Genomic DNA, 18674 nt, shown 5'->3' with positions numbered 1-18674 from the left:
CAAGCGCTTCCCTCAGATATCTGGACCAGCGAGTCACTTTTTAATCAATAATGAAAAAAATGTTTAAAAATAACTTTGCGTAATTAAAAACTAATATTTCATATTCCGCCAGCAAGCAAGCAATAGTTATGCAAATCTGGCAATTGTCACGACTTTTGCTGTCTTTGGGCAACTTGTGAAGCAGGATTGTCCCAGTATACTGAGGCCTTCATCACAAAAAATCGATACAAAAACTAAGCTCGAGCCCTACTGAGGACAAGCAATGAAGCACTTTGAAGCAAACTTTGATGGACTGGTTGGCCCTACTCATAATTATGCCGGTCTGTCTTTTGGTAATGTCGCCTCCCAAAGCAATGCCGCCCAAGTTTCAAACCCCAAAGACGCTGCCAAGCAAGGCCTGAAAAAAGCCAAGGCATTAGCCGATATGGGCATGGTGCAAGGTATATTGGCACCCCAGGAGCGCCCGGATATTCATACACTGCGCAGAGTAGGATTCACGGGATCTGACGCCGATGTGCTCGCTCAGGCAGCCAAAGCCTCACCGGTGCTTCTGCAAGCCTGCGCCAGCGCGTCCAGCATGTGGACCGCCAACGCAGCGACCGTTTCTCCCAGTGCCGACAGTGACGACGGAAAGCTCCACTTCACACCGGCAAACCTGGTCGACAAGTTGCATCGCAGCATTGAGCCTGTCACCACAGGTAATATATTGAAAGCCATTTTTACCGACGAGCGGTACTTTGCTCATCACCAACATTTACCAGAGCACCCACATTTTGGTGATGAAGGTGCCGCAAACCATACCCGTCTTTGTCATGATTATGGCAAAGCCGGCGTGGAAGTCTTTGTGTATGGTCGCAGCGTTGCCGACCTGTCCCGTCCTGCACCGGTAAAATATCCAGCCAGGCAAACGCTGGAAGCCTCGCAGGCCGTTGCCAGATTACATCAGCTCAGCGATGACCGCACAGTCTACATGCAGCAGAATCCCGATGTTATCGATCAGGGCGTCTTTCACAACGATGTGATTGCGGTGGGTAACCAAAATGTGCTCTTTTATCATGAACAGGCATTTTTGGAGACCCAGGCAAAACTCGCTGAAATTGATAAAAAAATGCATGGCAACATGCATTTTATCGAAGTCCCCACCGCTAAGGTGAGTGTACAGGATGCGGTGAAGAGCTACCTTTTCAATACGCAGATAATTACCCTGAGTGACGGTAACATGGCAATCATTGCCCCCACCGATTGCCAGGAAAATCCAGCGGTCCACGCTTATCTTAATGAGCTCGTCACCCTGAATACCCCCATCAAAGCGGTACATTATTTTGATGTGAAGCAAAGCATGCAAAATGGCGGTGGCCCTGCCTGCCTGCGCCTGCGGGTCGCCATGAACGAGACCGAACTGGCGGCGGTGAACCCACAAGTGATGATGAACGATGCGCTCTTTGCCCGCCTTAACCAATGGGTCGATAAACATTATCGCGACCGCCTGAGCACCCAGGATTTGGCAGATCCGCAGCTACTGATGGAATCACGTACCGCGCTTGATGAGCTGACGCAAATCATGAAACTTGGCAGCGTGTATCAATTCCAGCGTTGATTTTTAGCTATCCAGACATGAAAAAGCCACTCGACTAAGTGGCTTTTTATTTTTAAATCATATCCTTAAGAAAACCCATCAAAATCAGTGCTGCGAAGATCCACCTTCGATGGTCGCTCTTAATTCAGTTAGCCCGCATCAATAACAGTCAAAGATACCACAACAGCATCTCCCTTAGGCGTCTTTATAGTAATGTACAAGGTACCAGTGGTTTTGTCGTTTGCCGAAGCTTCAACACCAATGGTGAAGGGGTACATAGCTGGTCTGTTGGAGCTGTTATTCCCTATGATGTAACTTGAGGTTGCAGAACTCAACTCACCATTGTCTGTAGTTGCGGTAATGGTGGTACCCAAAGGCAAGGTATTGTTATTCACATCAGACAGGAATAAGTACACAGTTTGCGGGGCCGCAACAGTTAAATCTATCGGTTGTGCCGCGCTGATGGAATCACCGACTTTGTCTATGTTTGTCAGTCGAACCATAGGCGTACTGCCTGACATAACCAAGGTCAAATTCCGGAATACGTTCAATTGTGCTTTTTTGGTACCAAAGCCATTGTCCGTACAGGCAGACTCGGAACCCGCCGCGCACAAAAGCCCGGTATAAAAACCATCTGCAACGTCATAAGTTCCATTGCTGTTGTAATCGACAAACTCTTCATTTACGGCGCCAGCAGGCAAAGGAGTGCCGCGATACACACCATCTTCGTTATGATCTGTAAAGGCTTCTGCCAAATCAGAATAGGTTTCACCGGTATCAAATAATCCGTTGCCATTGAGGTCTACAAAGCTTTCTTCACCTATGGCATAGGCTGTCACAGTCACCCTACCCGGTCTGGGTTCAGCTAGTACAGAGTTGCTACCATCAAGGTAGGCACTGTAGCTGTGACCGGTACATGGGGGCGAACTATCAGATGCGGTGCCATCAACGAATGCGACAGGGCATGTTACATTGGTGGACTCAAAGGGCCTGCTATCCTGACTATTCCAAGTCACACTACAATTGCCACTTGGATCGCCATTGGTTTTAACACCTGTGGTACAAGAACCATCTATACCACCACCTTCGGCTCTGAAGCTGATTGCCGTACCTTCGGGTACCAGGTTATGGAAATGGTCAGCAGCACGGATGGTAATGATGGATGTTTCTCCATCATAGTTCCATGCTTCAGGGTTAAAGACGCTGGCTGACAAGGAGAAATTACTGTTGTCTGTAAGGCCAGTGGATATTCTCAGTTCGTCGGAGATATTGGATATGACACCGTTGTGGCCTGTGCTATTGCTGCCGCTCCATTGGGCATAGACTTTCACCGGTGTTGGCACATCCCCAGACTTGACGACTACGCTAGCCTCACCATTACCGTTCGTATAAGCAACCGCATATTTGTTTGGAACTGTGATGTCAGCAGGATATTCCGCATCGGCAGGCTTGGGGAAATTCCCACAATCCAAATAATCCTCGGCCAAAGGCTGTGGCGATAAGGTCATACCGCCCACGTCGGTACTGAGTTCAAAGCACACTTTTTGCTGAGTAGCCGGCTGAGCAATCTCATTTAACAACTTGAAGGCTACTACAGATGTTTCGCTGCGATTGCCTGCACCACTAATACCGCCTGTACCTCTTAGGGCCAAAAGCTTAGGCGTAGCAGAAACATATTCCAGTGAACCCACATTGACACTGTCAATAGTGATAGTGCGCGATGCAATGACTGCACTACCTCCTGTCACAGCGGACACTGTGACGGTATCTTCCCCGGAACAACCTGTGGTGCGGTAGGTTGCGTACCCCATTCCAGCATTGGTGACAACCGGAGAGTCAATGATAGCCGTACCAGCTGTCTGGCATTCAGAATTAAAGTTCAACGTAAAGGGCTGTCCCGTCAATATACTGCCATCAGTGTTATATACGGTAACTTCCAGCACTGTTGAACCGCCTGCCGGCAAGATTTCCCCGTTTAAAGAATCGGTAATACCAAGCGTGATATCCACGCGTCCGATTTCAAATGCTTTGGTGCTTGATACATCCTTGACTTTTAGTGTAATTTCCCCTGCACCAACGTCTCCGTTGGCATAGAGATCTAGTACCGCTCTGCCATCGTCATTAGTAATGGCACTTCCAGACCCAGGACTGATCGCCCCTAAAGAAGTCGTCGCCGAAACCAAAACCTGCTTCAACGCCTGAGTACTACCTGAACGCGTAACAATAGCACCGACAATACCAGGTTTATCACTGGTAATGTTGTCAGTGATGGTACAGGCCTCGAAATTTTTCAGCGTCTTATCCCACGATGCGACACCATTGCAATCATATATGTCAAAGCTTATCTCAGGGCTTGCTTCGACTGGATCAATCTCATCGCCCGCGGTAACGAAACCAACAATGGCAGAAGTTGAACCGTAGTTTGCGGTAATTTCACCCGCACCTTCAACACTGCCTGCGGTAACTGTGATACTTGCCTTACCGGTCGCATCGGTCAACGCTGTACCCGTATTGGGCAAAAATGTACCCAAGGTGCTGGAGAAACTTACTACCTTGCCAGCCAAAGGAGCGTTGTCTTTATCGGTTAAAAATACAGTAACAATTCCCGGTTCGGCCGCATTAATTGAGGATGTCTGGTTACCAGATACAGCGCTAGTTAACTGAATACTCAGGTTATTTGCTTCGCCATTGCCACCGGGAGCATCCCCTGCTACCTGATAGTTAAAGCTGTCATCGATAGAATCACCATCCAATGTGAATGAAGCGGTTACTGTGCCAGCCCCCGCATCACTGCCAGTTAGCAGAGTGACACTGGCCTCGCCATTGGCATTTGTTAATGCAGAACCAGATGTCGGGTTGATAGTACCTTTACCATCGACGACAAATGCAATTCGCTCGAAATTGGCTGGTATGCCATCCTTTGTTAGGGTAGCGACAACTGTGCCTGGTTCTGCTTGGGTTACATTACGCAATTCTGCACCTGATTGATCAACAACAGTAAGACTGATGCTGTATGGGTCAATCGCTTTGGCAGGGACTTCATCACCCAACGTGGTAAAGCCAAGTGGAAGTGAATTAACTTGTTCTGCAGTCGCAGTTACACTTGAAGCGCCAGCAACAGTGCCAGCAGTCAAGCTAATTGTTGCAACACCGCTGCTGTTAGTCAGTGCAGTTCCAGAACTGGGATTAAACTTGCCCAATGTTGAGGAAAAAGTAACAACTTTATTGACCAGTGGATCACCACTCCCCGTTTTATATGTGGCGTTAACCACCCCTGGCTGAGCTGCACTGATAGTCGTAATTGGGTTGCCACTGGCATTTGTTAGTGATATTTGGAGTACATTCCCAGTACCTGTGCTTGTACCTCCATCACCTTTCATATTAAAACCGACTACACCACTCTCGCCACTTTCAACCGCAGCTTTAACCGTTCCGGCACCTGGAACATCGGCGGTGCTCAAGATAATAGTTGCATTACCACTTGCATCGGTAAGGGCTGTGCCCGTGCCCGGTGTGAATGCTCCCAGATTGTTGTTGCTCAAGCTGAAGGTAACCAGTTTACCCGCCTGTGCACCTGACAATGAGCCGGTCACATTAGCTGTGACAGTAGCGGGGTTAGCCGCATCAATATCAGTGTTGGAAATAGAAACCGATACTGTGATGGTGTCTGTTGGAGGCGTACCACCATCTCCTCCCCCTGTATCTGAAATCGAACCACCGCCCCCGCAGGCTATCAATAAAAACGAGAGGAAGGTGGCCAACCATAACTTAAACGCTGACTTCATTGTCAGACTCCCTGTTACTCTAGTTAAAATATCTAAGCATTCCGCTTCTTACTTATAGGCTAACAATACACAATTTTCATGTAACTTTTCTATTACCCGATTCTTTTATTTCGTGGTTTTACCAGAAAACTTTAGTTAATTGCCCGTTTCCTCGGCACCGCTTTCTTGCTAGGCTTTTGTGCGCCAAAACACAAAAGCACAAAAAATAAACAGGAAAATCTATGGCTGCTGCACAATCCAGTAAAATTGGCCTGACAGGCAAGATCTTAATCGGCATGGGCGCCGGTATTTTGATAGGTTTGCTCCTTCGTAACTTTTTCGGCGGCAGTGAATGGGTTCAGGACTATATCACTGAGGGTTTTTTCCATGTGATAGGCACTATTTTTATCAACAGTCTCAAGATGTTGGTTGTGCCTCTGGTGTTTATTTCACTGGTCTGTGGAACCTGTTCTCTGAGTGAACCTTCCAAGTTAGGCAGACTGGGCGGTAAAACCCTCGCGTTTTATCTGTTTACCACGGCTATCGCACTGGTCGTGGCCATCTCTGCTGCGGTACTTGTCCAGCCCGGCAATGCCTCTCTGGCCTCTGAAAGCATGCAGTATTCCGCCAAGGAAGCCCCCAGTCTGGCGGATGTGCTTATCAATATAGTGCCATCCAACCCGATGAAGGCACTGAGCGAAGGAAACATGCTGCAAATAATTATTTTTGCAGTGATTTTTGGCTTTGCGATTTCACACATTGGTGAACGTGGACGCCGTGTGGCGGCTCTGTTTGATGACCTTAACGAAGTCATCATGCGTGTGGTAACCCTCATCATGCAACTGGCTCCCTACGGTGTATTTGCCCTGATGGGGAAACTCGCACTGACCCTGGGCATGGAAACCCTCGAGAGTGTGATTAAGTACTTTATGCTGGTGTTGGTGGTGCTGCTGTTCCACGGATTTGTGGTGTATCCAACCCTGCTTAAATTGTTCTCCGGCCTGAGCCCGCTGATGTTCATCCGTAAGATGCGTGATGTGCAGCTGTTTGCCTTCAGTACAGCCAGCTCGAACGCTACCCTACCCGTAACCATGGAAGCGTCAGAGCATCGTCTGGGCGCCGATAACAAGGTCGCCTCTTTCACCCTGCCACTGGGTGCCACCATCAACATGGACGGCACTGCCATTATGCAGGGCGTGGCAACTGTGTTTATTGCACAGGTGTTTGGTATCGACCTGACCATTACTGACTATGCCATGGTTGTGATGACAGCCACTCTGGCCTCAATCGGTACTGCGGGTGTGCCTGGCGTGGGTTTGGTGATGCTGGCCATGGTGCTCAATCAGGTTGGCTTGCCGGTGGAAGGCATTGCGCTCATTTTGGGTGTCGACCGTATGCTGGATATGGTGCGTACCGCGGTGAACGTTACCGGTGATACAGTGGCCACCTTGGTGATTGCCAAGTCTGAAGGCGCCCTCAATGAAGCCGTCTTCAACGACCCCAAAGCCGGTAAAACGGCTGGCAGCTTTGATGCCGAGGTCCATCGGGGCGAATAAGGACATACAGGGAAAATATGTCGCGGGGGCTATGGTCCCTGCAATTCTCGGTTTACTGCTAAAACCCGGTAACAACAGAGATAAAAAAGGCGCCATCGGCGCCTTTTTTATCTCTGTCTATTTATCTGCCCCGCTACGTAAAATCTCTTCTACTGCAGGGCGCTGGGATTAACGTTCCCAGTACGACTCTTCCAGGCTGTCTTCACGCTCGGGTAAAGCTCTGGATAAACGCGGGCTGTGCTGGGCCAGCACTTCATAGGCTACGCGATTGGCATATTTGCAAATCTGTGAAAATGACGAATAGCAGAGCCCCTCGTTTCTGTGCTTGCTGGAGCCGGGAACATTAACCTTGTGGAAATTGTTCGCCGCCAAGTCATGAAGCAGTGCTGAAAGCGCTCCATCACCGGCCCCATTGGTGTTGCGGATTTGCTCCGGGCCGCCCATATAGGGCGAAATGTGCGCATACACCTTGATGGGCTCACGGCAATCACGCTTACGCATCGGACGGGAAAACTCAAAGCGGTTGAACTCGGGTATGGCGCCTGGCAGCAGCGTATGGCTGGTTTCACGCTTGTCACTCTCCTCGGTGTAACCTGCAGTGTAAAGACCAATGGGGCCCGCTGTTGTCAGCACCATATCACACCATTCCAGCGCTGCCTCACTGGCAAGCAGTGGGTCGGCAAAGCCTGTCAGGGCCTCACCTTCATCTTCATTCATGGCCAAAATGGTGACGTTGTCGCGAATAAAGGCCTGCCACCATGCTGGGTCTTCCTGAATGAGGAAACGGGTACCCAGGGTCAGCACCACGGGGACGTCAGCTGCCTTGGCGTATTCAATGGCCTTGAGCGCTGCCTGGCTCATGCCATCGCCCTCGGCCGCGCGCATCAAATAGGCTGTCAGTACCAGCGCCGCACTGCCCTGCACCACATCCTTATCGATAAAGTCCGGCGTCAGCTTGTCCATGGCGCCCTTGCTGATGGCAAAGGTACGCTCACCACAATCAGAAATCAGGGTAAAACAGCGGCCAATGGGGCCATCTACCGGCTGCAGGTGATTCAGGTCGACCTTGGATGAGGTGTGGCACAGATAGCGATAGGCATAACTGCCCACCTCGATGGACTTACTCATTACCCCAAACAGTACTGAGCGATCATCAGCCAAAATGGAGTAGTTATGTACTGTATTGCCAATGGTGCCACCGGCAAATTCGTCACTGATAAGGTTATCGCGCTTGAGCTCTTCATAGAGTGCGTGGGCGGTAACATCATCAATCAGGGTAGAATTGCCTTTGGGCAACCGATAGCGCACCAACAAGTCTTCCGCGACCTTGGCTTCAATGTCCACCAGGGTTTGGTCGATGCCACTGATATAGGTCTGCTTTGGCTGAGGTTGCTGAGTCAACTGCTCAAGCAGCGGATCTCGGGTATTCACGGGGAAGTAGTGTTTTGACTTGCGCTGGCCAGGAAACTTCATAACGGGATCTCTGTTCTTTGCCTATTTGCACTATTGCAGAGTTGCACTTGCCGCATCCATGCAGGTCAGGTCCGGTGCCATGCATGGCACCGGACTTAAACAAGTAAAGTTGATTTTAGGCCGGAGCGATATTCATCGCCAAAAGGCGGGGAGATCCACACAAAAGAAAGCTGCAAATACCGCCGCCTGGCTCAAAGGCGGCAGATTCTATCACATTTTAAGACGCTGACCAGTGATGAGAAAGCCGCATCAGCCAACTTGCCAGCCGAGGCTCTGCTCCCTGACGAGTTCAGCCAGCAATCGGATATGACCATCGTCATCGTTCAGGCAGGAAATGACTCGATATTGCTCGCCACCGGCATGGATAAAGGACTCTTTACCCCCTTCGGCAATCTCCTCGAGCGTTTCCAGGCAATCTGCCGAGAAAGCAGGACACATAATGTCCACCTTCTTAACACCCTTGCCCGGCAGACTCTCGAGCAACTCGTCGGTATAAGGAGTCAGCCACTCTTCTTTGCCAAAGCGGGACTGAAAACAGACCTGCCATTCGTCATTGCCAAGGCCAAGCTCTTTGGCAACGAGCCTTGCGGTTTCCTGGCACTGGGCCTGATAGGGGTCGCCTTCGGTTATGTACCTCAGCGGCACACCGTGGAACGACATCAACAAGAGTTCAGCTTTGCCGTCAGCCTCCCACAGGCGACGAACAGAGTCAGCCAGAGCCCGGATATACAGCGGATGGCGGTAATACTCGCGCACCATGCGCCAGTCTGGCAAACGTCGCCATGACTTGAGCACCCCGGCAACCCCATCGAACACACTGGCTACCGTCGAGCAGGAATACTGCGGATACAGAGGCAACACCACCACACGGTCTATCCCCTGGGCCTTGAGGTTTTCGAGCCCCTGGCTCAGCGACGGGGAACCGTAGCTCATCCCAAGTTCAACCGGAACTTCATGGCCATAAAGGCTGCTCAGCTCGGCGGCAAGCTTCTGCCGCTGACGCTGGCTGATAACCATCAGCGGCGAACCCTCATCCCACCAGATGCTTTGATACAATTTGGCCACTTTGGCAGGGCGGGTATTGAGAATGATGCCATTCAGAATCGGCTTCCAAATCCAAGGGGATAAATCCACTACCCTGGGATCGCTCAAAAATTGCTTTAAAAAACGACGCACAGAAGGGGCGTCGGGGGCATCTGGGGTGCCCAGATTGACAAGGAGTACTCCAAACATTGGCTTTTCCTGGCTCACATCTCACCTCAAATTGGCAAACTTTGGCTTAGCCTATCATAGGCCAAAAAACAAAAAAGCCTGTTTTCACAGGCTTTTCTACAAAGTGCGATCTCTGGCTATCAGCTCAGGGCTGCCTGGATCAACTTGCTGACCTCGGCCACGCTCTGGGTACCGTCAAACTTGGTGTACTTGGTGTTACCTTCAGCAGCAACCTTGCCATAGTAGTCAACCAATGGCTTGGTTTGCTCGTGGTAAATACCCAGACGCTTACGCACTGTGCTCTCTTCATCATCCGGACGGATAACCAGATCTTCACCGGTCACGTCGTCCTTGCCTTCCACCTTGGGTGGATTGAACACAACGTGATACACACGGCCTGAGCCTGGATGTACGCGGCGGCCGCTCATGCGGTTCACAATTTCTTCATCAGGCACGTCAATTTCAATCACGTGATCGATGCTGATGCCATTGGCAGCCATGGCATCGGCCTGAGGAATGGTACGTGGAAAACCGTCCAGCAGGAAACCTTTGGCGCAGTCGTCCTGAGCAATGCGCTCCTTCACCAGACCGATGATCAGCTCATCAGAAACCAGCTGACCTGCGTCCATCACTTTCTTGGCTTCCAGACCCAGTGGCGTACCGGCTTTTACGGCAGCACGCAGCATGTCGCCGGTAGAAATCTGGGGGATTCCGTAGTGTTCCATGATGAACTGAGCCTGGGTACCTTTACCGGCACCTGGGGCGCCCAATAGGATAATGCGCATCGGGGAGTCCTCTTAAATTCGCATCGATATTCTTCTTAGGGCGGCGATCTTCGCACATAAACCCGCGCTTTAGAAGGCCTGCGCTTTCGACTTTAGCCTCAGTTGGCATAAAAAAGTGTCTAAATCGGCGCAGACTTTTACTCAATAAAGCAGGCTGTAAAGTTTGCGCCTGAAGCCGTTGGCGATACTGCTGCCCTGCCCCATAGCCGTTAAAATGCCCATAAACGCTTGTTTTACTTCACCGCCTTCGGCGCCCAGATCCCGTTTAAGCACGTCAAAAAGCAGCTCCAGCGCCTCTTCTTCACGTTTGGCCTGTGCCAACGCCCTGGCAAGCTCAATTCGCAGCGCGTGATTGTCGGGTGCGCTGGCGAACCGGCTTTGCAGCTCCCGAACCTCCGGGGTATCCGCCGCCTCTCTGGCAAGCACCAGCTTTGCCTTGAGGCTGTGGTAATACGCGTCCTGATCGGCAAGACCCACGGCAGCCAGACGCAGCTCGGCGCTGCTGAGCTCGCCCTGGGCAATTTCCGCTTCTGCCATCAGCAGCGCCCATTCGGCACCTATGGCTGCGGCATCCATTTCGATGCTTTTAAGCAGCGCTAAGGCATCCGCATCCTGGCCATCGGCCAGTGCTTGCTTTGCCTGCTGCAAGACTTGCTTCCAGGCCTGTGGCAGATGCTGAGCCAGCATGGCATCGAGCTCCGCATCGGTTTTATCGCCGGCAAAACCATCTACCGGCTGGCCCTGGCTAATCACCAACACGGTTGGCAGCGCCTGAATGCGAAAATAGGATGCGATTTCCATTTCGGTTTCGCAGTTTACTGTGGCCAGCACACCGCGCCCATTGATGACCTGTGCCAGGCGAGTATTCATCGCCACACTGTCTGGATGTGACGGCGCGAAAAAACTCAAGACTATGGGCGCTTCGAGCGATTTTTCCAACACAGACTGGATATTGTCCCGGGTCAGCGCCACGCCGGCCATGGCAGCATTTTCCTGTTGAGGTATCCCTTGGGTCATAGGTGCTTCCCCTGAATGTAAAAAAGCCATTATCAAAAAGACAAACGGGGGCATTCGCCCCCGCAATCAGTTTAGCCAACCGATTTAAGCAGCATCTGGTTCACCAGCTTGATGAAGGCTGATGGGTCTGCCAGGCTGCCACGCTCAGACAAGGTAGCCTGCGCCAGCAGCATCTCGGCCCACTCGGCGAACGCCGCTTCATCCTGCTCTTTATCCAAACGGGCCACCAGCGGGTGCGTTGGATTGAGTTCAAGCGTTGGCTTGGATTCTGGTACAGGCTGACCTGCGGCCTGCATCAGCTTGATCATTTGGCTCGACATTTCCCCTTCCCCTGTAACCACACAGGCGGGCGTGTCGGTCAGACGGGTCGTAATTTTCACTTCGCTGACTTTGTCACCCAGCGCAGACTTGAATCGCTCTACCAAGGGCTCTGATTCCTGGGCCAGTTTCTCCTGCGCTGCCTTCTCGGCCTCGTCTTCCAGGGCGCCGAGATCCAGATCGCCACGGGTCACAGAGTGCAAAGCCTTTTCTTTATAGTCGTGCAGGTGGTTAATCAGCCACTCATCGATGCGCTCAGACAGCAGCAACACTTCGATGCCCTTCTTCTTCAACAGCTCCAGGTGTGGGCTGTTGGCTGCGGCCTCATGGCTGTCGGCCACTATGTAGTAAATCTTTTCCTGCCCTTCCTTCATGCGGCCGATGTAATCATCCAGCGACACTGACGGCGTGGCATCGCCCGTATGGGTTGAGGCAAAACGCAGCAAACCGGCAATACGTTCACGGTTGGCAAAATCTTCCGCAGGACCTTCTTTGAGCACGGTACCAAACTCGGCCCAGAACTGCTGATACTTGTCGGCATCATCCTTGGCCAGCTTTTCCAGCATCGACAGCACGCGTTTGGTCAAAGCCTGACGCAGATTGCGGGTGACCTTGTTATCCTGCAGGATTTCACGGCTCACGTTCAGCGGCAAGTCGTTGGAGTCAATCAAACCCTGCACGAACCGCAGGTAAGATGGCATAAATTGCTCGGCGTCATCCATGATGAACACCCGCTGCACAAAGAGCTTCAGGCCATGCTTGCGGTCACGGTTCCACAAATCCCAGGGCGCTTTGGCCGGGATATACAGCAGGCTGGTATATTCCTGATTACCTTCAACCTTGTTGTGGCTCCAATCCAGAGGGTCAGCAAAGTCGTGGGAAATGTGCTTGTAGAATTCTTTGTATTCGTCGTCGCTCACCTCTGACTTGCTGCGGGTCCACAGCGCGGTGGCCTTGTTCATTGCCTTCCACTGACCTTCAGTGGCAGGCATTTTCTCACCATCGGGGCCATCACGCTCAGGGGTGCCTTCCTGGTACATCTCTACCGGAATGGAGATGTGGTCTGAGTACTTGGTGATGATGGAACGCAGGCGCCAGTCATCGGCAAATTCTTTTTCTTCATCACGCAGGTGCAGCACGATTTTGGTGCCGCGCTCTGCTTTGGTGATGTTTTCAACGCTGAAGTTACCTTCGCCTTCCGACTCCCACTTCACGCCTTCGTCGGCGTTGTGGCCTGCAGCGCGGGTAAACACCTCAACCCGCTTGGCGACGATAAAGGCCGAGTAGAAACCCACCCCGAATTGACCAATCAGCTGTGAGTCTTTGGCGCTGTCGCCGGAGAGGTTTTTAAAGAACTCGGCAGTACCCGACTTGGCGATGGTGCCCAGGTGTTCAATAACGCCGTCGCGGGTCATACCAATGCCATTGTCTTCAATGGTCACTGTGCCCTTGTCTTTGTCGGCGCTTACGCGTACCCGCAGCTCACCGTCACCTTCATACAGGCTGTCGTTGGTCAGCGCCAGGTAACGCAGCTTGTCGGCGGCGTCGGCGGCGTTGGAGACCAATTCACGCAAAAAGATTTCTTTGTTGGAGTACAAAGAGTGGATCATCAAATGCAAAAGCTGTTTGACTTCTGTTTGAAAACCATGGGTTTCTTGATGCGACATCTCAGTTCCCTTTTCTTTCAGTGTTACAAAAACATTCAGGTATTGGGGCGCGTTGCCCGGATAGAACTGAAATGGGGGCGATGACACACTTTTCAAGGGCAAGGGTGCAAGCGAGGTTTAAGCGAACAAAAAAACAACAAAACGCCCCGGCAAAGCGGGGCGTTTTTCGTCTTTAACAGTTTTAAAGTGGCAAGCGGCCGTTAAAGCTCAGCGCCAGGGTGGTGCTGTCGACGTATTCAAGCTCACCACCCACAGGCACACCGTGGGCAATTCTACTCACGGCAACCCCGGCTCGGCGGGCGATATCGGCAATATAATGGGCCGTTGCATCCCCTTCAACCGTGGGATTAGTGGCCAAAATCAGTTCACTGATACCACCGCCGACCAATTGCCCTTCAAGGAGAGAGAGCCCAAGCTCCTCGGGCCCTATGCCGTCCAAAGGAGACAAGTGCCCCTGCAGCACAAAGTAGCGCCCCTGAAAATGGCCGCCGGACTCAATGGCCAGCACGTCCGCCGGGGTTTCCACCACACACAGGGTGTCGGCTTCGCCGCGCCTGCTACTGGAGCAAATCGGGCACAAAGGCTGCTCGGTGAAGGTACGACACTTTTGGCAGTGACCCACTTCGCTCATGGCCCGGGACAGGGTGTCGGCCAGGCGAATGCCCGCTTGACGATCGCTTTCCAGCAGGGCAAAGGCCATGCGCTGGGCCGATTTAGGCCCTACTCCCGGCAGGCAACGCAGGCTTTGAATAAGCTCATCCACCAGCGGACTGAATTTCATCGGAAGCGTATCCTCAGAAAGGCATCTTCATGCCGGGAGGCAGTTGCATGCCGCCGGTCACTTCCGCCATCTTGGCTTTCTGGTTTTCTTCAACGCGACGGGCCGCATCGTTACAGGCTGCAGCCACCAGGTCTTCCAGCAGCTCTTTATCGTCTTCCAGCAGGCTTGGGTCAATTTCCACTTTGCGTACGTTGTGGGTACCTGTCATGGTGACTTTCACCAAGCCGGCACCAGATTCACCTGTGACTTCCATGCGGGCAATTTCTTCCTGCATCTTGGCCATTTTTTCCTGCATCATCTGGGCTTGCTTCATCAGGTTGCCCATTCCGCCTTTTCCAAACATACGCTTAATCTCTTTCGGTTGAGGCCCGCAGCCGTGCGGGCAAAATGAATTTGTGAACGGTGAAAATGAAGTTGGCTAATCTTACTGAAATCTCAGGCATTGGCAATTATCACGGTCACAGGGATGCCATTAAATGCGATTCAGACCACAGGCTCCTGAGCCAAAGCCGGTGGCGTTGGCAGGGCCCTGCCCCGCTGGGCCAGCAGTTCTGGCGGATAGCCAATGCTGTCGTCATCAAACCAGGCGCCGGCCTGCTGCATCAGTCTCAGCACAGCGGGATCGGTATTGAGCGCCGCTCTGGCATCACTCAGCAGCTCACGGTGAAAACGGGCACGGATATCCAGCGGGGTTTCCCGTCCCTGGACCTCACCCACCTCCAATGCGATTTCAGCCTCGTGACCGAGGGCTTTGGACAGCGCCTCATTGAGCTGCGCAATAGCTACAGGCGCAGCCAGATGCTTTTGATCCTGTTTCAGCACCAAGGGGATGGGATTAGACCATTCCAGGCACACCGAATTGACCGCCAACTGGCGAACCCGTCCGCCAATCTCCAACGCTCCCATCAGCTTGTACCAGCGAAGGTCAGTTTCGTCACCGCAAATGCGACTGGCTGCACCGACATTGGCAGGATGCTGCTTGTCGCTGGACGAGAGTTCGTCCTCGTGTGTTTCCACTTTAGCCTGCGGTGCTACTTGAGATTGTGCTGTGTGAGACTGTACAGCGAGAGACTCGGGTGTCTGCGTTTGCAGCGCAGCCGATGTGTCTTCCTCTGGGTGAGCCTTACCTCGCGCCTCGGTCTCAATCGGTGCTGAGTCTCTGTTTGAGGCCTCATGAAGGGCTGATCCCGGCGCTTTTGACCTGTCAGCAGCAAGTACTACCGGGGTTTCCCAGGGCGGCCTGTCGTCATCGGCCGCCACATCAGCACGCGATACACTGACTTCGGTTTGGGTACGCGCACCCGCTTGGGTGTTGGCTGACATGGCAGCGGGTGGAGTTTGGTCCTGCGCGCCCGTGTCTGCCGGCTCTGCGGTTACCGGGACGGCACTATTTTCCTGCGCCCCCATGCGGCGGCGCTCGAAACTGGATACCGGCTTTTTTGCCTCATCCTCTTTCGCCTCCGAGGTGATACCACTGAGTAAATCTTCTCTGGCAGCCAAAACGGCATCGAGCAGGTCATCACCAAACGCAGAAGCCGAGGCGTTATCAGGTTGTTCTGCCACGACCTTTGTCTCGTCCCCCGCAGCATCTGTGTGAGAATGAGCGCTGTGGGGCTGCAAGCTTTGGGGCGAAGCATTGGAGAGCTGAACGTCAGCGCCATCTTCAAGCCCTCTGTCCACTGGGGGCGCAGAGAAATCGGCCGAATAGCTTTGCGGATAGTCCGCATACGCCATTTCATCGAATAATGGTGGAGCATCATGTAACGGGAGGTCGTTGTTACCGGCGTTCACTGAGTCGTACCCGGGATTGAAACCCTGGCTCTCGGCCTGGGAAATCAGCACGTTTTGCTCAGCAAACAGGGCGGCAGACTCGGCCTCCTGTACATCGTCATCGCCGCTCAGTGCCGTTTCGGCGGCAACCGAACTGTCAGCCTTGGTTGTTGGCTCCGCAGTCGCCCTGACTGGGCATTCGGTACTTGTCACCGGAGCAGTTGTAATACCCGCACCCGACACTGGAGCCACTGGAGCCTGCTCAGTGATAACAGCTTGCTTAGGCGCGTTGTCCGCTTGAGGTGCACTCTTTTCTTCTGTCGATGGCGCGGCAGACTTGAGCGCCTCAGCAGCCGACAGGCCCTCACCTGACTGCCAACGGCTTACCGGCTTTTCGGGCACAAAGCCCACGGCGCGAAGCAGACTCATTTCCAGCCCGGACGCCGGGTCGGGAGCGCAAGGCAAATCTTTACGGCCGCTGAGCAATATTTGGTAATAAAGCTGCACCTGCTCAGGCTTCAATATTTTGGCCCAGGCAAGTACCGCGGCGCCGTTGTCACTGATGCTGGCTGTGGCCGGGGCAAATTGGGCGAGACTGATTTGATGCAGCAGCTCCAGTAACGCCCTCAATACCTCATCGGCATCGGCGCCAAAGCCCAGTGCGGTACGAGCCGTGGTGAGCAGTGTCTCGATGTCTCCCTGGCAGAGAGCGTCGAATAAACTCAGTATTTGGCCTTTATCTATGGCCCCAAGCATGGTTTGCACCTGGGTCAGGCGCACTTCTCCCCCACCAAAGGCAATTGCCTGGTCGGTTAGGCTCAGGGCATCACGCATACTGCCGGCCGCCGCCTTGGCGAGCAGCGATAAGGCATCCTCATCGAATCCCAAGCCCTCGCCGCTGAGAACCGCAGCCAACTGCGCCTGAATCTGGGGCTGTGTCAGCGCTTTGAGATTGAATTGCAAGCAGCGGGACAGCACGGTCACCGGCAGTTTTTGCGGGTCGGTGGTGGCGAGCAGAAATTTTACGTGCTCAGGCGGTTCCTCGAGGGTCTTCAGTAACGCGTTGAACGAGCTTTTGGAGAGCATGTGCACTTCGTCGATGAGGTACACCTTAAAACGGCCGCGACTGGGGCGATACTGGACGTTGTCGAGGATTTCCCGGGTGTCATCCACCTTGGTACGGGATGCAGCGTCCACTTCGATTAGGTCAACAAAGCGGCCTTCGGCAATCTCGCGGCAGGCACTGCATTGGCCACAGGGTGTGGCAGTGATCCCCTGCTCGCAATTCAGCCCCTTGGCAAAAAGCCTGGCCAAACTGGTTTTACCCACACCCCGGGTGCCGGTAAAAAGGTAAGCATGGTGTAATCTTTGCTGACCGAGGGCATTGGTCAAGGCATGAAGCACGTGGGATTGGCCCACGACCTCGGCAAAATTGGCAGGGCGCCATTTTCTGGCCAACACCTGATAGGACATGTCACTCCCCACTTACAAAATCGGTCGGGAGCCTGTGTCCCGTCATGGGGCAAACATACCACGCTGAGGGGGTCGATGCCATAACGCCATGACGGGGCAGGAAGTGTGAGGGTTCAAGCGTTGGATTAATCGCCTTCGAACTCACACAATTTACAGATTTCCAGGCCCATGGCCTGCAGACGCTTTTCACCACCCAGATCCGGCAGGGAAATAACAAAGGCCGCGTGGGCCACATCACCGCCCAGACGGCGAATGAGTTTAACCGTGGCTTCGATGGTACCGCCGGTGGCCAGCAGATCGTCTATCACCAACACCTTGTCATCAGCCTTGATTGCATCCACGTGGATTTCCAGGGTGTCGTGTCCGTATTCCAGTTCATAGCTTTCGCTGATGGTTTCACGGGGCAGTTTGCCAGGCTTGCGTACAGGCACAAAACCCACACCCAGTTCCAACGCCAGCGGTGCACCGAACAGGAAACCACGGGATTCAGTTCCCACGACTTTCGTGAAGCCGGAATCCTTGTAGCGTTCAACGAGCAGCTTCATGGCTGTTTGATAAGCGGTGTGATCCTCAAGCAGGCTGGTCACATCACGGAACATAATGCCGGCTTTGGGGTAATCAGGAATGGTTTTAATGCTTTGCTTGATAAGCGCTAAGCTATCTGTGTTCATAGGACATTCACGTTAGATTTGCCGGCTTCGCCGGACTTTGACAACAAAAAAGTCCACGAAATGTGGACTTCAAATTTAATCCGGCTAAAGCTTAAGCTCCTTTGCCTGTGGATGCAACCGCCTGAACACCCGGCTGCCAGTGTTGACGGTCACAAAATCGGCACTCAGGGTGTATCTTCAAGCTCAGGCACTGAGTACAGAAAAGCCAGCAAAGCCACCAGTAACGAAAACAGCATCAGTTTGACCCACAGCAGCGGCACGACAGCGATGCTGATGGCAAAGCTCAGGCTCGACAGCACCATGGCTTTCCGCTTGAGCCCACGTCTTATGGCCTTTTTTTGTTCCCAGTTATTGAGAGCATCGGCAAACCAGGGATGCGTCATCAACCAGCGGTGCAAGCGTTCGCTTGAGCGGGCAAAACAAAAGGCAGCCAGCAGCACAAAGGGCACCGTGGGCAGCAGGGGTAAAAACACGCCAGCCACTCCCAGCACCAGGCTTATCAAACCAATCACCAGCAACACACTGCGCTTTATCACGCCTTCGCCCCCTTGGGTTTCGTCCTTTTATGCAGGCCCAAAAACAAAGGCCACTCAATTGAGTGGCCAAGTATA

13 protein-coding genes are annotated in these 18674 nt (G+C 52.9%); 2 read left to right on the top strand and 11 right to left on the bottom strand.

What is annotated here, in order from left to right; genetic code table 11:
* The first annotated feature begins 262 nt into the window (after positions 1–262).
* Entirely contained in the window at positions 263–1597 is a 1335-nt protein-coding gene (gene astB / locus K0H79_RS06765; protein ID WP_220077738.1) for an N-succinylarginine dihydrolase, read from the top strand.
* A gap of 128 nt (positions 1598–1725) precedes the next feature.
* Here the strand turns inward: astB and K0H79_RS06760 are convergent, their stop codons facing one another.
* Positions 1726–5361, bottom strand: a complete 3636-nt coding sequence (locus K0H79_RS06760) for an S-layer family protein (protein WP_220077737.1) — start codon at positions 5359–5361, stop codon at positions 1726–1728.
* Between the two features lie 221 nt (positions 5362–5582).
* Between K0H79_RS06760 and K0H79_RS06755 the strand changes: the two genes are divergently transcribed.
* A complete protein-coding gene (locus K0H79_RS06755; protein ID WP_220077736.1) occupies positions 5583–6896 on the top strand; it encodes a dicarboxylate/amino acid:cation symporter in 1314 nt (437 codons plus the stop codon).
* 168 nt (positions 6897–7064) lie between these two features.
* Here K0H79_RS06755 and K0H79_RS06750 read toward each other — a convergent pair whose 3' ends face one another.
* From K0H79_RS06750 to K0H79_RS06705, 10 genes are all read right to left on the bottom strand, one after another.
* Positions 7065–8369, bottom strand: coding sequence for an inosine/guanosine kinase (locus K0H79_RS06750; protein WP_220077735.1), 1305 nt, complete (start codon positions 8367–8369; stop codon positions 7065–7067).
* A 249-nt stretch (positions 8370–8618) separates the two neighbouring features.
* A complete protein-coding gene (gene hemH / locus K0H79_RS06745; RefSeq protein ID WP_220077734.1) occupies positions 8619–9602 on the bottom strand; it encodes a ferrochelatase in 984 nt (327 codons plus the stop codon).
* Positions 9603–9721: 119 nt separating this feature from the next.
* Positions 9722–10366 (bottom strand): adenylate kinase, encoded by a 645-nt coding sequence (gene adk / locus K0H79_RS06740; RefSeq protein WP_220067331.1) that lies wholly within the window; start codon positions 10364–10366, stop codon positions 9722–9724.
* A gap of 141 nt (positions 10367–10507) precedes the next feature.
* Positions 10508–11383, bottom strand: a complete 876-nt coding sequence (locus K0H79_RS06735; RefSeq protein WP_408733371.1) for a tetratricopeptide repeat protein — start codon at positions 11381–11383, stop codon at positions 10508–10510.
* A gap of 71 nt (positions 11384–11454) precedes the next feature.
* Positions 11455–13368 carry a molecular chaperone HtpG gene (htpG, locus tag K0H79_RS06730; RefSeq protein ID WP_220077733.1) on the bottom strand — a complete coding sequence of 638 codons (1914 nt, stop codon included), beginning with the start codon at positions 13366–13368 and terminating at the stop codon, positions 11455–11457.
* A gap of 181 nt (positions 13369–13549) precedes the next feature.
* Positions 13550–14149, bottom strand: a complete 600-nt coding sequence (gene recR / locus K0H79_RS06725; RefSeq protein WP_220077732.1) for a recombination mediator RecR — start codon at positions 14147–14149, stop codon at positions 13550–13552.
* Between the two features lie 13 nt (positions 14150–14162).
* Positions 14163–14492, bottom strand: coding sequence for a YbaB/EbfC family nucleoid-associated protein (locus tag K0H79_RS06720; RefSeq protein ID WP_220067328.1), 330 nt, complete (start codon positions 14490–14492; stop codon positions 14163–14165).
* A 140-nt stretch (positions 14493–14632) separates the two neighbouring features.
* The gene (gene dnaX, locus K0H79_RS06715) at positions 14633–17392 is read right to left on the bottom strand and encodes a DNA polymerase III subunit gamma/tau (RefSeq protein WP_220077731.1); all 2760 of its coding nucleotides are present in this window, start codon (positions 17390–17392) and stop codon (positions 14633–14635) included.
* 125 nt (positions 17393–17517) lie between these two features.
* On the bottom strand, positions 17518–18063 hold the full coding sequence (gene apt / locus K0H79_RS06710) for an adenine phosphoribosyltransferase (RefSeq protein ID WP_220067326.1): 546 nt from the start codon (positions 18061–18063) through the stop codon (positions 17518–17520).
* Between the two features lie 164 nt (positions 18064–18227).
* Positions 18228–18599: a YbaN family protein gene (locus tag K0H79_RS06705; RefSeq protein ID WP_220067325.1), complete on the bottom strand. Its 372-nt coding sequence runs from the start codon at positions 18597–18599 to the stop codon at positions 18228–18230.
* Positions 18600–18674: the final 75 nt, after the last annotated feature.

This window comes from Shewanella sp. FJAT-52076 (assembly GCF_019457455.1).
GTDB lineage: Bacteria > Pseudomonadota > Gammaproteobacteria > Enterobacterales > Shewanellaceae > Shewanella > Shewanella zhangzhouensis.
The sequence above is the reverse complement of the archived record's forward strand: the minus strand, read 5'-3'. Positions and strand labels throughout refer to the sequence as shown.

Bases quoted from the DNA above. Each gene is read 5' to 3' on its own strand.
- K0H79_RS06760 (WP_220077737.1), bottom strand. From the start codon at position 5,361: ATGAAGTCAGCGTTTAAGTTATGGTTGGCCACCTTCCTCTCGTTTTTA.
- K0H79_RS06750 (WP_220077735.1), bottom strand. From the start codon at position 8,369: ATGAAGTTTCCTGGCCAGCGCAAGTCAAAACACTACTTCCCCGTGAAT.
- recR (WP_220077732.1), bottom strand. From the start codon at position 14,149: ATGAAATTCAGTCCGCTGGTGGATGAGCTTATTCAAAGCCTGCGTTGC.
- htpG (WP_220077733.1), bottom strand. From the start codon at position 13,368: ATGTCGCATCAAGAAACCCATGGTTTTCAAACAGAAGTCAAACAGCTT.
- dnaX (WP_220077731.1), bottom strand. From the start codon at position 17,392: ATGTCCTATCAGGTGTTGGCCAGAAAATGGCGCCCTGCCAATTTTGCC.
- K0H79_RS06720 (WP_220067328.1), bottom strand. From the start codon at position 14,492: ATGTTTGGAAAAGGCGGAATGGGCAACCTGATGAAGCAAGCCCAGATG.
- K0H79_RS06755 (WP_220077736.1), top strand. From the start codon at position 5,583: ATGGCTGCTGCACAATCCAGTAAAATTGGCCTGACAGGCAAGATCTTA.
- adk (WP_220067331.1), bottom strand. From the start codon at position 10,366: ATGCGCATTATCCTATTGGGCGCCCCAGGTGCCGGTAAAGGTACCCAG.
- K0H79_RS06735 (WP_408733371.1), bottom strand. From the start codon at position 11,383: ATGACCCAAGGGATACCTCAACAGGAAAATGCTGCCATGGCCGGCGTG.
- hemH (WP_220077734.1), bottom strand. From the start codon at position 9,602: ATGTTTGGAGTACTCCTTGTCAATCTGGGCACCCCAGATGCCCCCGAC.
- astB (WP_220077738.1), top strand. From the start codon at position 263: ATGAAGCACTTTGAAGCAAACTTTGATGGACTGGTTGGCCCTACTCAT.
- apt (WP_220067326.1), bottom strand. From the start codon at position 18,063: ATGAACACAGATAGCTTAGCGCTTATCAAGCAAAGCATTAAAACCATT.